Source organism: Rhodococcus sp. MH15 (genome assembly GCF_019266045.1).
GTDB classification, from domain to species: domain Bacteria; phylum Actinomycetota; class Actinomycetes; order Mycobacteriales; family Mycobacteriaceae; genus Rhodococcus_F; species Rhodococcus_F qingshengii.
In genome coordinates this window covers 1-15614 of sequence record NZ_LPNP01000073.1, presented here as the reverse complement: position 1 = coordinate 15614, position 15614 = coordinate 1, and the positions used below count along the sequence as shown (strand labels likewise).

The following is a 15614-nucleotide window of genomic DNA, read 5'->3' as shown; positions in this document are numbered from 1 at the left end:
CCCCACCCTCACCCGTCAGCGAGACGACGCCGCAGACAAGGGCCAGATCGGGCGGCAGAAGGTCTTCGACGGACTTATCCAGCGACTCGACGACACGGGCACTTGACATCGATCACCCACATAAGAGGCTGCTTTTTTCAGGAAGGCTGCCTCGGCCCGCAGTTCCCGATTTTCGCGTTCAAGCTGCGTCAGACGAGCACGCTCGGTCAGAGTCAGTTCGCTCTCCGGGCCGCCGCCGTGGGTCTCACGATACTTGGTCAGCCACCGCCGCAGGCTGTCGTCGCCGACCCCGTAGGCCTTGGCGACTTCGCTGACCGGTTTCGACGAGTCGATCACCTCGCGGCACAGTTCGTCCTTGAACTCGGTGCTGAACGATCGACGCGATCTGCTCATGCTGGTCGGACTCATTTCAGTAGATCCCTATTCTAAGCGGGTCCACTGTCCGAAATCCCTGGGCCGATCAAGGCATCGTATGAGGATCGGGTGCCTCCTCAAGCATTTGCTTGCTTAGGGGCGTAGCGGCCGATTCTTGTTGCGAGTTTCTGATGTGTCCCACTCCGGATCTTGGTAGAGCGCGTGGACTAAGTCGTCGGGTAGTTAAATGCACACGGTGCACCTCGGCAAAGCGCGTTTCTCGGAATTCGCAGATATCGGCGCATCCCAGTTCGTTCGAGGAAATTCGTGTTCCGGATCGTCGTCCGGCTGCTTTAAGTACTGCCGCACCGCACTCCAGCTCGTGGAGAGGGAGAGCGGCTAGGCTGCAGCTGAAATCCGGAACCGTCACCAGGTCGAATGCGGCTCAGACTGCACCCACGACTGTCGAAGGGTGTTTGGTTCCAGTGCGCCAAGCCAGCCAGTGAAATGGGCGGGGGATAGCACGTGCGATGGGATGCAGCGCCGCCCATCGCCAGGGTGCGTGGACATCGTCCGCGTCTCGGCGAATAGCTGAGACGACAACGTCCGCGACTTGTTCGGGAGTCATGGTGCCGAGAAGTTTTTCGATTCTTGGAATCCGCTCGGCAGCACCGGGATTGCTTTCGAAGTAGGGGGTGTCGACCTTCGCGGGGGTCACCGATGAAACTCGAACTCCGGTGCCACGCAAATCTTGTCGAAGAGATTCGGTGAGTCCGCGGAGAGCATAACGAGCGGACGCGTAGCCGACCGCCCCGGGCCAAGGAACCGTGGCAACTGGGGTGTTTATCTGAAGCAAATTGCCAGAGCCACGCGCGACCATCGCAGTGACGAATGCGCGGCAGACGAAGAATGCTGCAAAGTATGGCGCAGCCATCATCTGAACTGCTTCTTCCGGGGCGGTTTCGTCGAGGAACAGAAACCGTCCGGCGCCAGCATTGTTGACAATGATGTCCGGAACGCCGATTTCTCCGAGCACCTGGTCAGCGAAGTCTTCGACGTCCGAATGCGACGTGAGGTCGGCCGGCAAAGCGTGCGCGCGTCCGCCCCGAAATCGAATCAGCTCGGCCATTTCCGTCAGCGGCCCAGGTGTTCTGGCGACGAGAATCACTTCTGCGCCAGCAGTGGCTAGGGCTAACGCAGTAGCAGCACCGATCCCTGAGGATGCGCCGGTCACCACGGCTAGTTTCCCGTCTAATTTCATTGTGATTTTTCGTTTCTGATTGAGATCGAGGAGCTGATTGGCGAGCTTGGCAGGTGAGTTGGCAGGTGAGATTGTCAGCGTCGGGACATGCCCTGGCGCCGGTTCTTAGGTCCGCAGACGTGTCCCCCGCTGATGTTTCAACGATGCTCGACCAAAGTGGCGGCCCGATCTCGGTCAGTACTGACACGGACGGCGTGGTCGCTGGCTGTGTCACAGTCGATTTCAGATGTGCGGCGATTCTGAAGAGTCGGTTGGAGGTCGGCGCTTGGGTACACTGCGGCGAGTTTCGCTACGGTCTCACGATCGCAATGAAGGTGGTCAACGATAACCCATAGTTGGTCGATGAAGCCGGCCACTGTGGTTCCGTATCGTTCGAATACTTCGTCCTCGGGGACGCCGCCGTACGGTACCCAGTCCAGCGCGAGATCGAGTAGGGCTTGGGTGTCGTCTGGGCGATTATGTGTGAGCATCTGTTGGTTGGCGGTCGCGGTCTTACGTTGTCTCTCTTTGTGATAGCGATGGGAGAGCTCGTCGAACAGTGCGTGTGCTAGTCGTGTGGGATCACTTCTCGGTGAGTACGAATGTCGTTTGGTGGTCATGTGCTTTCCGTCGTTCGGGAGCTTTGAGATTTGGGCTATTGGTGAATGAGCCGAGTTCCGTCGAGTGGGTAGTTTTGGACTCGGAACTCTCGTGGCGGCGGCGGTGGCGGCGTCGGCGGGGGAGAGTGTGTGTCGCTACGGCTTCAGTCAATCGGGAATTCAGATGTGGGCGCGATGTGATAATCGCCCCGTGCCCGACTTTCAACTTACTGAACGCACCTGGTGATCAACAGCATTGGGCCACGTTTGGTGTGAATGCTGTTGGCGGAAATCCGGTTGCCCAGTGGTGGTATGGATTCCAGTAGGCTCTGAGAAGTCCTCGTCGTCGATACGCGGACACGCCGATACGCCTTGTCTGGGACCTGACATTGGCCTCGGTGCGTCGGGAATTCGGTCGATGTTGCCATGATTGGGACAGTACGAAATGAGAGGCCAACCACGCTAGTGACATACCGCACATCAAGATGTGCGCGCCGCACCTTTTGCTAGGTAAGGCCGGAGTCCTGCGTGAGTACAACGGGACCGAGCACGTCGACCAGCCGCAAGGCCGCATGGACTTCGGCGATGCGGGTGCTAGCCGGGCGGCCGCGCCGCTCCTCCGCCCGGCGTAGACGCTGGAGCACCGTGTTGCGGTGTATCCCGAGCTCTTCACCCGCTGCCGTCAGTCCTCCTTGGGCATTGAGCACCGCTAACAATGCCTGACGTTCCTCTGCTTCACGGGCTCCTGCGATTGCCAGGGGGCCAAGTTCGGCGGCGACGAATGCCCGAGCCAGATCCAGGTCTTCACTCATCGTGTCTACGAGTGCCATCTCAGCGTAGGCGGTGACGGGGGAGTCTCGGCCGGCGAGTTCGACGATGCGCCGACCGCGCTGTGCCTGGGTGTGCGACTTTCGGAACCCGGCTGGGCCTTGTGCCGGTATCCCCACGGAGACGCGCACCCCCTTGGGGATCTGGTCCACCAACGGCCCGAGATCACTTTGAGTTGCTTCGGGAACGCCGGAAGTCGAAACCCATCCCCAGAGGGTTTGGGCGCCGTCGGGAACGAGAAGGGGATGGTCGGATCCTAGGTGGGCGCCGACCAATTTTCCGACCCTCGATAAGTCGGTGTCTTCGCGCTCGGTCCAGCACACGAAGGCTGTCTGCCATCCTGTAAGCCGATGGGACAGTGCACCTTCGGCTCGACCCAGGTCTACCTGATCGCCGGCTAGCAACCGACGAACTGCGTCGGCGCGGGCCGCGCGGACGCGGTTCTGGATGCGATCGAGTTCGGCAACGTACTCTGCGGCGACCTCGCTGGAGATACGGTCAACGTAGGCGAAGGCGTAATTCTGTAGTTCGGCCAGCACTACAACCGCAATGGCCGGATCTGGGACGAGTTCCCTGAGACGGTCAAGGATGAGTGCACTCATGTATGCATGACCGAGCCGGTAGTAGCGCAGCATCACATCGACGCTGTAGCCGCGGGCAGCCATCGCGCGTGCGTGTTCAAGGGCGGTGACGGGAGCAGACGCGGCGGTAGCGTCGATGCCGTTTCGAAACATCGACAGCGCCGCCTCGAGATTTGATGAGCACGACCCGAGCGTCAGACCGCGAAGCCTGTCGTCTCTATCGACCTCGGGAATCCGTTTGACGATGTAGTCGAGCATGTCGTCAGCGTAGAACGGTAACCGGCGCAACAATTCGGCGGCAGCGCGGCGTTGCGCTATCACCACCGAGTCCGGAAGATCTGTCCAGCTCCTCATGCCACGCCCATTCCAGTCAAGCTCAGGTCACAGAGATTACAGGCTAGTCGCCTTCGTGATCGCTTTACCACCGCAGGTTGCGGGATTGGCGCCGTCCACCCGCGCAAGCGCTCTCCGACTAGGGCACGCGTGCAACCGCCAGATGTCCTTTCGTGGAAGTATGTCCGAATGCGGCTTCGAGGACGCCGTGGCGAGAGTCTGCGTGTTCGATCTTTCCTTTCCGGTCGGGCGAGCCGACTGCTTTAGAAGGGAATCGTGCTGGTGATGGACATGCTGACCGATGATCCCGGTCGGCGTGTTGACGGGCATCTAGCAAGGGGGACCTGGGATTCGCATTCGAGTCGGATGAGGCATTCTTCAGGGGTTCGGTGATAACTCGTAGTCGAGAAGGGTGGGTTCGGTCGTGACGCGCCTTGGCCAGAGACGCGGGGAGTGACAGCTTCCTGCGGGCGGATTGTGTCAGCGCAGCGAAGGTGGTTTCTGGCGATGTGTGGGCTGAGGCGCAAAGCAGCGCAACATGATCGGCGATCTTCGTTGGTATAATCTGGCCTGTTCGCGGGCGACTGTACTGTTGCGGAAGTGTGGTGCGGTTGAGATGTTTTCGCGTTTGCGTGTTCTTGGACTGGTTTTGCTTGTAAAGGTTTTGTAGTCAGATTCGATGTTCAGATACGTGATGTAGGGATCAAAGTCGGTTTGGGTACGCGATGACGAGTCCGCCGCGGCCTTGTTTCAGCCGTTGGAGTGGGCGACTTCGCCAAGTCGGATGCGCTGTTTCGTTGCCGCTGGGAGGTAGTCCGTCCGTGCGTAAGCGATCTCGTTTGCGGATACGTTTGCATTGATGTTTCAGATCGCCGTCGCAGAAGTTTCACTTCGGCACGAGTATTGGGACGTGTCTACGATTTTTGATGATCTTGCGGAGTTGGTTCACCGGCTCGGTTGCGGTGTGGGTAGCGCCGAAGAGTCCGTATAACCGTCACTGGCAGAGCGGCACGGCGTGGCGGTTTCGCTGAATTGGGGAAGGCCGTATGTCTGCACCCCGTTCCTTCAGCCGTCTCGGTGTATCCACGATCATTGGTTGGCGCGCCCAAGTGCCGTTACCGCCCTACAAGTCAGCGAAGACGATCCACGTCGATACGGGAGTTGCCTCGATGTACGCGCTGGCGGTTTCCACCCGTTACCGGCCCGGAACCCAGGACATGATCTTGATGGCGTGAGGCATGAGCTTTGCCCACACCTTGGCCGGAAGTCCGCGCGGTCCGCCGAGATTCATGACGCGGGTGGTGGCAACGGTCTGCGGCTCGGTGTACTTGATCAGCCCCTCGGCGCCGTGACGACGACCGACGCCCGAGACACCCATGCCGCCCATCGGTGCTGCGGTGCTGCCCCAGGTGGGTGCGTAACCCTCGTCGACGTTGACGGTGCCGGCGTGGATGCGCGCTGCGATGGCTTCGCCGGCAGCCTTGCTTCCCGCCCACACACTGGCGTTGAGGCCGTACTCGGTGTCGTTGGCCGCAGCGATGGCCTCTTCGACGTCCTTGACGGGGTAGATCGAGACGAGCGGCCCGAAGGTCTCGTCGCGGTAGCACTCGGCGTCTTCGGGAACCCCGGTGAGCAGGGTGGGCTCGTAGAACAGCGGTCCGATGTCCGGGCGGGCCTTGCCGCCGGCAATGACGGTGGCGCCCTTGACCACTGCGTCGTCGACATGCGCGGAGATTGCCTTGACCTGGGCCTCGGAGACGAGGCTGCCCATCTCGATTCCGAATTCGTAACCAGCGGCGAGGTTCATCTTCTTGACGCGGTCACCGAACATACGGATGAACTCGGGTGCGATGGACTCTTCGACGTAGATGCGCTCGATGGAGATGCACAGCTGACCGGAGTTGGAGAAGCACGCACGCACAGCGGCATCGGTGACCTCGCGCAGGTCTGCGCCGGCCGCGACGATCATCGGGTTCTTGCCACCGAGTTCGGCGGAGAAGCCGATCAGTCGACGGCCGGCCTGCTCGGCGAGGAGCTGACCGGTCGCGGTGGAACCGGTGAACATGAGGTAGTCGGTGTTCTCGACCAGGGCGGTGCCGACGACGGAGCCCGGTCCGGGAACCACGGCGAAGAGGTCGCGGGGCAGTCCCGCCTTGTAGAGCAGTTCGACGCAGGCGAGCGCGCAGTACGGCGTCTGGCTGTCCGGCTTGAGGACAACGGCATTGCCCGCGAGCAGCGCGGCGATGGCGTCGGACACGGCCAGCGTCATCGGGTAGTTCCACGGCGAGATGACGCCGACGACACCCTTCGGCTGGTAGCGGACGACGGTCTTCGTCAGACCCGGAAGCATGCCGGAGACGCGACGCGGACGCAGCAGCTTCGGCGCCACACGTGCGTAGTGACGCGACGTCATCGAGATGTCGAGGACTTCTTCCTGAGCTGCGGTACGCGACTTTCCGGTCTCGGCCTGAGCCATGTCCATGAGGGCGTCGCGGTTCTCCAGGATGAGATCGCGGTAGCGGTGGAAGACGGCAGCGCGGTCGAGGACGGAACGCTTGGCCCATTCCTTCTGGGCGACGCGCGCACGGGCGATGGCCGCAAGTGCGTCGTCGGCGGTGCCGACGGGGATGGTCGCCAGCTCCTTGCCGGTGAACACCTCGGTGATGGACTTCGTCGGGCGATCGGCAACATTGTCGATGGCGATCAGATCGGCGAGCCGCGAGAAGGTCGCAGCGGACGGAGCAGGCATTTCAGTACCCCTACTGGTGAGTAGTTCTTGGAGTTACACACAACTTACCCCGTCGGTGGTACCGATCACAGTGCCGAATCAGACAGAGTCAACCAATACTGCCTCTTTCGGACGTTTTGCGATCAACAACGACATGACTGCAGCGATCGCGCAGAGCGCGCCGGTCACCGGGAAAGCAGCATCATGCGAAACGAGAACCGGCGGGTTGGGCCGCATTGGGCGTTGTCCCGCAGAAACCGGACTCCACTGGATCATACCCGTAGATCGTTTCTGGTCAAGCGTTGAAAAGTTATGGTCGGCCGGCTCGATCCATTGCTGAGCTCAAAGACCCGGCCGATTTGACAAAATGTGCGGCACGCACATTTCAATGTGCGCTAGGTCACTAGCCCGGCTAGTCGTTCATTCGTACTGTCTCAATCATGGCAACATCTACCGAGCTTCCTGCGCGCCGAGGCCCTCACCAGGTCCTTCCGGATCCCGGTGAACGGGTCCCACGGATATCGTGGCCGATTGTAGGTATCTTTTCCGGCGCCATCGCGCTCTTCGCGGCTTCCACATGGGCTGCACTGGCTGATGCACTTCCTGCGCCGGTGACTATCGGGCTCAGCGCAATCGCGATCTTTGTATTGTTCACTGTGCTGCACGACGCTTCTCACTACTCGATCAGCACCCACGGCTGGGTCAACGCTGCGTTCGGACGAATTGCGATGTTCTTCGTCTCGCCGCTGATTTCCTTCAGATCGTTCGCATTCATCCACATCGAACATCATCGGAACACCAATGACGACGACAACGATCCCGACCACTTCATCAGCGGCTCTCCGCTATGGCAGGCACCGCTTCGGTTCGGTCTCATGGACTTTCCGTACCTGAGCTTCATCGTCCGCAATGTCAGACGTCGCCCGAGAGTAGAGGTGGTGGAGACGTCGCTACTACTGGTTACGAGTACCGTTGTGATCCTCGCATGCGCGCTGACCGGGCATTTCTGGACGCTTGCCCTGGTTTATTTGATCCCCGAGCGAGTCGCCATGTTTGTGCTCGCATGGTGGTTCGACTGGCTGCCGCATCACGACCTGAAAGACACGCAACAGGAGAACCGATACCGCGCAACCCGCAACCGTGTCGGCGCGGAATGGTTCCTGACCCCGTTGCTTTTGTCTCAGAACTATCATCTCGTCCACCACTTGCATCCGTCTGTTCCCTTCTACCGCTACGTGGCAGCATGGCAGCGAAACGAGGAAGAGTATCTAGAGCGTGGCGCTGCTATCGGCACGGCTTTCGGCCAGCAACTCACCCCGGACGAGTACCGCGACTGGAAGCGTTTGAACGGCAGGATGAGGCGGCTCCTCCCGCTCCGGAAGGCTGCTCGATCCTCGGGGACGCTCGGTTTCCATACGATTCCGGTCTCCAGCGTGGACAAGTTGACCAAGGAGAGCGTGCTGATCAAGTTCGCCGTGCCAGAGGGACTGGAGGACCAGTTTTCGTTCGAACCAGGACAACATCTCACAGTTCGCACCAAGATTGGGACCACGGAAGTACGTCGCAATTACTCCATCTGCTCATCGGCCGACTCCGGCACTTTGGCGATTGCGGTCAAGCACATCCCCGGCGGAACATTCTCCACTTTCGCGATGGAACATCTACGACCAGGTGACACACTCGATCTGATGACGCCGACCGGTTCGTTCGGCGCGCCACTAAACCCCCTCGCAGTGAAGCGATATGCGGCGATCGCTGTGGGTAGTGGCATTACGCCGGTGCTCTCGATTCTGCGCACGACACTCGTCGTTGAGCCGCAAAGCAACTTCACATTGATCTACGGCAATCGAGATGCCGAGAGCACAATGTTTCGCCGCGAACTCGACGACCTTGAGGCCCGCTACGCCGACCGACTCCGGATCGTGCACGTGCACTCCCGGGACCCCCGGCACCCACCACTTCTGAGCGGACGCATCGACAGAACCAAGCTCGACCACTGGTTCGACTCCGAACTCACACCGAGTCTGGTGGACGAGTGGTTCCTATGCGGACCTGTCGAGATGCTAACCGACGTTCGCGAGCTCCTCATCGAGCGCGGCGCCAATACGGACCATGTTCACGTCGAGATTTTTCAGGGACATCAAACCCTCAGGAACACTGACGGTTTCGACGCGGCCACCGTCGTGGTGGGCCTGTCAGGGCGGCAACACGAAGTCAAACTCGCCGCCGGCGACACTGTCCTGGAGTCCGCACTCAAATCCGGGATCGAGGCGCCATATGCATGTCTCGGCGGGGCCTGTGGAACCTGCAAAGCGAAAGTAACGCTCGGATCGGTTGTTATGGATCAGAACTTCGTTCTGTCGAAGGCCGATGTCAAGGATGGTTACGTACTCACCTGTCAGTCGCGCCCGACCACGCCGTCAGTCACCGTGGATTACCAAGGATAGAGCGAGATGCGAACACGTGAGGACAGGGTCACGATCGTGACTGGCGCGTCGATGGTTATCGGTGCGGCGACCACCGAGAAGCTCACACGAGAACGCGCGCTCGTTACGTACGGACGAGCCTGCCGGGATAGGTTGCGCAGTTTGGATCGCGGGCGCGCGCATAGGACCTGCGTGCGAGACAAATCTTCCCTTCGTAGCTTGACCGATCCCAGGGCTGGAAGGCAATCACTCATGGTCGATCTGGCTCTACTGAGAGCGCTGGGCGTGTTCCGTCCACGTCTCACCCCCGTCGAACTAGAGCGCGGCTACGCGCGCCCCGCGGACCTGCTTCCGCACCCGGCAGGCCATTAACTTCAGTGGTCCTCCCTGATGCGCAGTACGCACAAAGATTCCCTATTCACTTTACTGAATTGCGAGTGAGACTTGGCCCCCGCTAGGCGCCCTGATCGCGAAGACGCTCTAGGGCAGGTACATCCATCAGCCCCTTGGACCAAACTGGACGGCAATAGAAACATGACCGAGCAAACAACTGGTACCCATTTCGATGTGCTCGTGATCGGATCGGGATTCGGGGGCAGTGTTACGGCGCTGCGCCTGACAGAGAAGGGATACCGAGTCGGCGTCCTCGAGGCGGGTCGGCGGTTCGCCGACGAGGATTTCGCAGAGTCCACCTGGAATCTCAAGAAGTTCCTGTGGGCACCCAAACTCGGCTACTTCGGCATCCAACGAATTCATCTACTCAACGACGCTGTAGTGCTAGCCGGCGCGGGCGTAGGTGGCGGGTCACTGAACTACGCGAACACTCTTTACAAACCGCCGGCCCCGTTCTTCAATGATCCGCAATGGAAGGACATCACGAACTGGGATGCCGAACTTAGCCCCTTCTATGACCAAGCGCGGCGGATGCTCGGTGTGGTGAAGAACCCACACGAAACCCCGTCTGATCGAGTGATTCAGCAGATCGCCGCGGAGATGGGTGTGGCGGACAGCTATACCTCAACTCCGGTTGGCGTGTATTTCAACCGGCCCGGACGCGTTGACGACGATCCGTTCTTCGGCGGCGTGGGACCCGATCGCACGGGATGTACTGAGTGTGGCCAGTGCATGACTGGGTGTCGGGTGGGGGCCAAAAACACCCTGGTGAAGAACTACATCCACCTCGCCGAGCGCGGCGGCGCCCGGTTCGTTCCGATGACGACGGCTACACGAGTGATGCAGTCTCGCGACGGTGTCTGGGAGGTCCACACGGAGCGGACTGGCGCACTCGTCCGCAAGCGTAGTGTCGTGTACACCGCCGACAACGTGGTGTTCGCGGCCGGCACCTGGGGCACCCAGACCCTGCTGCATCATCTGAAGGACACTGGAGCGCTGGCGGGATTGTCCGACCGCCTCGGGGTGCTCACTCGCACCAATTCGGAATCGATTCTCAGTTCAGTGCGGACGCATGCCGATCCGCGCGAAGACCTCTCCCACGGCATCGCGATCACAAGTTCCATCTACCCGACCCCGGACACCCACGTCGAACCCGTCCGATACGGCCCTGGCAGCAATGTGATGGGCCTGCTGCAAACACTGCTCGTCGACGGCAGCGAGAAGCGCACCCGGCTGGGCGCCCTCCTCAAAGGGATCACGAAGAGTCCATCCAGTCTCAAACTGCTTCTGAACCAAAAGAACTGGGGGCAGCGTGTCCTGATTCTGTTGGTGATGCAAAGTACGGACAACTCGATCACCACTTACACCAAGAAGATTCCAGGGTCGAAGAAGCGGCGTATGGCTTCAAAGCAGGGTCATGGGGCGCCGAGCCCAACTTGGATCCCTAGCGGCAATGATGCCGCGCGGATCGGCGCCGAGAAGCTAGGTGGCGTGGCCGGCGGTACTTGGGGCGACATCTTCAATGTTCCGATGACAGCGCATTTCCTCGGCGGAGCGGCGATTTCCGAGACGCGTGAGACAGGCGTGATCGATCCGTACCACCGAATCCACGGTTACCCTTCGCTGTTCGTCGTCGACGGTGCCGCGATCTCAGCGAACCTCGGGGTTAACCCCGCGCTGTCCATTGCAGCGCAAGCCGAACGCGCCGCAGCGCTCTGGCCCAACAAGGGCGAGAACGATCCTCGACCCGCGCAAGGGTCGCCATACAAGAGGCTAACTCCTGTCGCCCCCATCGCCCCCGCCGTGCCTGCAGGTGCGCCCGGCCAACTCCTTCTTCCGTTCCCAACAACCCGTTCGACCCAAGAAACACTCATCTCAGAGTCGATAAATGAAGCTGGTCGAAAGTAGTTCTTCGCACCCCGTCGTTTCGTGTCTCGCGCTTCGGGCGGAGCACGTGGGCAGGGAACGGGGTGAACAGGATGGAGGAAACCACGCGGGCGGGGCGGAGGTCGTCGAGTGCAGCTGTGAGCCACCTCGTACTCCCGCAGGAAACCTGACGAATGGACAGGTTAAAAGAACACCTCATAGATCTACCACGTATGCGAACCGCACCACTTCTGTCTTCGGGCAGAGGATTTCGCCATGAACTCCCTTCTGCCGTTTCATTCAGAAGCCGACCCGAAATCCGCGTCCGAATCACCGTTCTGGTTGTGGCCCTGCAAGACAGACGGGCATGGCCGGTCACCTACATCTCGTCTTCGGCCGCCCCACGGCATCATTCACGCGGAACTGCGCCGGGTGTGCGGCGGCCCTGCGGGCACATCGTCACCTATGCCCGCCTCAAAACAGGGAGTGAGTCACAGAATACGGCTCGACTTATTGCGATTCCTAGTGACCTCGCCGGAATATCCCACCTATGACCCTTTCGTCCCCGAGAGAACAACAAGGATTTTCATGATCTCGACAGCTTTCTCGGAAACGTTCGGCGTTCGCCACCCCATCGTCCAAGGTGGAATGCAGTGGGTCGGCAGAGCAGAACTCGTCGCAGCCGTTGCCAATGCCGGCGCATTGGGATTCATCACTACGCTCACGCAGCCGACACCGGCCGACCTGGCGAACGAAATCGCCCGATGCCGCGACCTGACCGATCAACCGTTCGGCGTCAACCTCACGATTCTGCCGTCGATCACGCCACCGCCGTACGACGAGTACCGCCAGGTGATCGTCGACTCAGGCGTGAAGATCGTCGAGACCGCAGGTTCCAATCCCGGTCCTCACCTGCCGATCTTCCATGACGCCGGAATCAAAGTGCTCCACAAGTGCACAACAGTCCGGCATGCGGTCAAGGCACAGGATCTCGGTGTCGACGGAATCAGTATCGACGGATTCGAGTGCGCCGGCCATCCAGGGGAAGACGATGTCGCAGGCTTGGTCTTGATTCCAGCGGCCGCAGACAAGATTTCGATACCCATGATCGCTTCCGGCGGCTTCGCTGATGCACGTGGTCTGGTCGCCGCGCTGGCGCTCGGAGCAGACGGCATCAACATGGGTACGCGATTCATGTGCACCACCGAGTCTCCGATCCACCAGAACATCAAAGAAGCCATCGTCGCTGCAGACGAAACACAGACCGAACTGATCTTCCGACCACTGCGCAATACTGCACGCGTGGCAAGCAACATCGTCAGCCGAGAGGTTGTCGACATACTCTCCCGCGGCGGACAATTCGAGGATGTGCGCGACCTGGTAGCAGGAGCGCGTGGGCGAAGCGTCTACGAAACCGGTGATCCCGACGCCGGCATCTGGACGGTCGGCACATCACAGGGGCTGATCCACGACATCCCCACCGTCGACGAGTTGGTCCAGCGCATGGTGTCCGAAGCAGAGGTCATCATCGGGGCACGCTTGCGTTCGATGACCGAACGCGTTTCCGTCTAGGACAGGAGAGCAACCCATGCGTCGAACACTGTTCACAGCCGACCACGAGGCCTACCGAGAGACTGTGCGCGAGTTCATTGCCCGCGAGATCACACCACACTCCGACAGTACTCAAGAAAACGCTCTCGTCGACCGACCAACGCGGCTCGCAAACCGCCGTTTGACAACACGGTACTGAAAGCCTGGTCGTGCTCATAGTGATTGTACAAGAGAAGGATTCGAGAGTATGCGTCTTGAGGATGGGCATCCGACGTTGTTTCGTCAGTTGCATCCAACGCGCAACGTGGGGATCGATCCTGGTTCGGTGACGAACTCGTCGGACGACATGATGTGGTGGCTGTGCCCGGAGGGCCACGAATGGAAGGAGACACCGCGGCAACGCCGGTCCGACATGATGTGGAAGCAGGGCGACATCTACGCGTGTCTGCACTGCATTGCTCCTGGGTGCACCGTGAACAGTTGTGGGCATCGCCGGTTTCAGTCTGGAAAAGACTCCCTTTTTCGAGTGCTCGCGAATCCCTGTGACAAGTGTGAAATCACTGAACGTGCCCGCCGGATCCTCGACCCACAGGCTGGTGATGTTCTGGCTGCGCTCGAGTTTCTCGAAGTCAGCGCGTTGTACGCGCTGTTCTGCAGCCGTGGATCCGAGGTTGTTGAATGGTGGCAGCAGATATTTCCCCTGGTGGAAGCATACTTTGTTCGGATGCTCTGCCTGTACATCGTGATTGACAGGGTGCAGTTTCATGGGCAGCGGAAATGGACGGAAGTGCAGATACTCGGAGCGTGCATGCTTCGAATCCTTACAGCACTACCGCACAGCTGTCACCCGCAGATGTACTCGGCCATACCGGCAGATGCTGGGAATTTCCGTCAGGACTACATGCCGGACGTCCATCCGCACGAGATCAAGTGGGCGTTGAAGAAGGCGGGGTTCGACATTCTCGACGCCCCTTTGGATGGCGACGTCGGGAAACGGATGCAATTCCTTGAGCGACAACGCGTTTCTACGCACTCAGACATGCCCCCAGTCGATCTCACGGGCAGGCACTACCCCGCTTTTGATCACGATTTCGTCGACCGTCAGAAGGGTACATCGACACTGCAGCAACTTCGGCAGATGAAATTCAGCAAGGTGACCAAGGCGGTACGGCTAACGCTGGGTAGTTCGGCGCCCGCCGATGCGGACGATCCGCTAGGACGCGATTACGTCGGGTATTCGCAGGAACTGGCGCCGGAGGAGCTGTGGGAGCGGGCACGTGGGGTGTGGAAGCTGCGCGCTGATCACGTCGCGGCGTCGTCGATCGCCTTGGTTGTCTTCGACCGAAGGGTTGTATTGGTTGCTTCGATCTCAGGTATCGCATTTCATCGCGGCGCTCTGTCCATTGTCGGTGCGCCGATATCTGGTCACGCGTTGATCGGGCATCCAGATCCGCTGCACACGGCGGATCCCTTGGCCCACGGTGTCTTCGGTCTGGGGCAGGTCGGGAACGGAATTGACGTCATTTCAAGCAGATGGGTGGTGGAGCGAGAACCACCCACCACTGCTTACAGTCTTCGACACGAAGGAAAGAACATGTTTGCTGAGCAGTCAGGTTCCGGTGATCGAGCGGGTGACGGCCACGACCGTGCGTTCGGAGGCGCCGCTTCCCTGCCAGTCCCCAATCCCGGACTTGTGGTTCTCCACCGTGCGCAGTGAACTGACGACGCAGATGATGTCGTGCCGTAGTTGTGAGTGGGGTGGCCGCTACCTTGTGGACGGAAAGATCGTCGGGTTTCCGAGTCGTTCACGCCGTCCGAACTCACCCGACCGGTCGACGATTGCCGACGCTACGCCGTCACGTTCAAGCGCAGCGATCTATCAGTCGAGATCAACAGATTCGGCCAGATTGCTCCAAGCCGTCGGCCAGGTCGGAATACGCGTGCTACGGATTGCCGACGCGGTCTGTGCCGAGCGTGCGTCACACCCGAGCTGAGCGGCACGACTCAACATGAGGCCGAGGCGGTGCACCGCATCACGGTCCGCGACAGCATGGCCTGTTCAGATCTCGAAACTGTATCTCTGACCACCGGCTACCCGCCAGCTCGGGGTAGGTGAAATGCCGAAGACGCGCTCACACAACGAAACCCATTCAGATGCAGGCGAGTTCATCGATCTCGTCGCACGGTTGCGTTGATTCGAGCCCCAAACAAGGAAGTCGACAATGTCTACACCTCTTTCACTGCTGCCGGCGGGAGAACGCGGGCCGATGACCGCTGCTAGAAACGTTCTGACTGATTCGTTGATCGGAGAACATGACGAGCTGGTCGAACGAGTTCGCGCTGCGCTGCGAGTCGAGGATTCCGAGAATCGTGCTCTCCGAACCGAAGCGCTTCACAATGAGATGGCCCGCGATGTCGTGCGGATCCTGTCGGCCGTGCGTGGCGGGCGCGCATCGCTGAGAGGCGACGACGTTGCCGACCTCGCGGATGCCGGCGAAGCGTGGGCGAAGGAAGGGGTGCCTGTCGACGAGATGCTTCGCGCGTGGCAGATTGGGGTCGAGGTCGTGATCGGCTACGTTCGGCATCTCGGCTGTCGACGGCCATCGTAAGCTCCCCACTGGCGGCCATTTATGGCGCATTTTGTGGCCATGGTTTCTCCCCGCGTACGGCCAGATAGTTCCCCACCTGCTGTGAGTCAGATTCGGTCCCGGCAAC

9 protein-coding genes and 2 pseudogenes are annotated in these 15614 nt (G+C 60.2%); 7 read left to right on the top strand and 4 right to left on the bottom strand.

Translation table 11 applies throughout. The features are described from left to right. Positions 1-129 precede the first annotated feature (129 nt). The 3 genes and pseudogenes from ATN37_RS21325 to ATN37_RS21315 all read right to left on the bottom strand — a co-directional run. Positions 130-393: pseudogene (locus ATN37_RS21325) on the bottom strand (transposase); the annotation flags it as partial. A 406-nt stretch (positions 394-799) separates the two neighbouring features. Further along, complete coding sequence (locus ATN37_RS21320) at positions 800-1588, bottom strand: SDR family oxidoreductase (protein WP_253741306.1); 789 nt, start codon at positions 1586-1588, stop codon at positions 800-802. Positions 1589-2699: 1111 nt separating this feature from the next. Next, complete coding sequence (locus ATN37_RS21315; protein ID WP_058038004.1) at positions 2700-3956, bottom strand: helix-turn-helix domain-containing protein; 1257 nt, start codon at positions 3954-3956, stop codon at positions 2700-2702. A 1025-nt stretch (positions 3957-4981) separates the two neighbouring features. Between ATN37_RS21315 and ATN37_RS21310 the strand changes: the two genes are divergently transcribed. Then, complete coding sequence (locus ATN37_RS21310; protein WP_156423144.1) at positions 4982-5170, top strand: hypothetical protein; 189 nt, start codon at positions 4982-4984, stop codon at positions 5168-5170. Here ATN37_RS21310 and ATN37_RS21305 read toward each other — a convergent pair. Continuing rightward, positions 5131-6684: a succinic semialdehyde dehydrogenase gene (locus ATN37_RS21305; RefSeq protein ID WP_003943578.1), complete on the bottom strand. Its 1554-nt coding sequence runs from the start codon at positions 6682-6684 to the stop codon at positions 5131-5133. The genes ATN37_RS21310 and ATN37_RS21305 overlap by 40 nt on opposite strands. 419 nt (positions 6685-7103) lie before the next feature. Between ATN37_RS21305 and ATN37_RS21300 the strand changes: the two genes are divergently transcribed. From ATN37_RS21300 to ATN37_RS21280, 6 genes and pseudogenes are all read left to right on the top strand, one after another. After that, on the top strand, positions 7104-9110 hold the full coding sequence (locus tag ATN37_RS21300) for a fatty acid desaturase (protein WP_058038005.1): 2007 nt from the start codon (positions 7104-7106) through the stop codon (positions 9108-9110). 513 nt (positions 9111-9623) lie between these two features. Further along, positions 9624-11390, top strand: a complete 1767-nt coding sequence (locus tag ATN37_RS21295; protein WP_058038006.1) for a GMC family oxidoreductase — start codon at positions 9624-9626, stop codon at positions 11388-11390. Between the two features lie 546 nt (positions 11391-11936). Next, positions 11937-12920, top strand: a complete 984-nt coding sequence (locus ATN37_RS21290) for a nitronate monooxygenase family protein (RefSeq protein WP_058038007.1) — start codon at positions 11937-11939, stop codon at positions 12918-12920. Between the two features lie 226 nt (positions 12921-13146). After that, positions 13147-13296, top strand: a pseudogene (locus ATN37_RS32650) (zinc-ribbon domain-containing protein); the annotation flags it as partial. 741 nt (positions 13297-14037) lie between these two features. Beyond that, positions 14038-14616, top strand: coding sequence for a hypothetical protein (locus ATN37_RS32645; protein ID WP_253741314.1), 579 nt, complete (start codon positions 14038-14040; stop codon positions 14614-14616). 505 nt (positions 14617-15121) lie between these two features. After that, a complete protein-coding gene (locus ATN37_RS21280) occupies positions 15122-15508 on the top strand; it encodes a hypothetical protein (protein ID WP_058038008.1) in 387 nt (128 codons plus the stop codon). Positions 15509-15614 lie beyond the last annotated feature (106 nt).

Coding starts and splice junctions, on each gene's coding strand:
- ATN37_RS21315 (WP_058038004.1), bottom strand. CDS start 3,956: ATGAGGAGCTGGACAGATCTTCCGGACTCGGTGGTGATAGCGCAACGC.
- ATN37_RS21310 (WP_156423144.1), top strand. CDS start 4,982: ATGTCTGCACCCCGTTCCTTCAGCCGTCTCGGTGTATCCACGATCATT.
- ATN37_RS21305 (WP_003943578.1), bottom strand. CDS start 6,684: ATGCCTGCTCCGTCCGCTGCGACCTTCTCGCGGCTCGCCGATCTGATC.
- ATN37_RS21300 (WP_058038005.1), top strand. CDS start 7,104: ATGGCAACATCTACCGAGCTTCCTGCGCGCCGAGGCCCTCACCAGGTC.
- ATN37_RS21295 (WP_058038006.1), top strand. CDS start 9,624: ATGACCGAGCAAACAACTGGTACCCATTTCGATGTGCTCGTGATCGGA.
- ATN37_RS21290 (WP_058038007.1), top strand. CDS start 11,937: ATGATCTCGACAGCTTTCTCGGAAACGTTCGGCGTTCGCCACCCCATC.
- ATN37_RS32645 (WP_253741314.1), top strand. CDS start 14,038: ATGAAATTCAGCAAGGTGACCAAGGCGGTACGGCTAACGCTGGGTAGT.
- ATN37_RS21280 (WP_058038008.1), top strand. CDS start 15,122: ATGTCTACACCTCTTTCACTGCTGCCGGCGGGAGAACGCGGGCCGATG.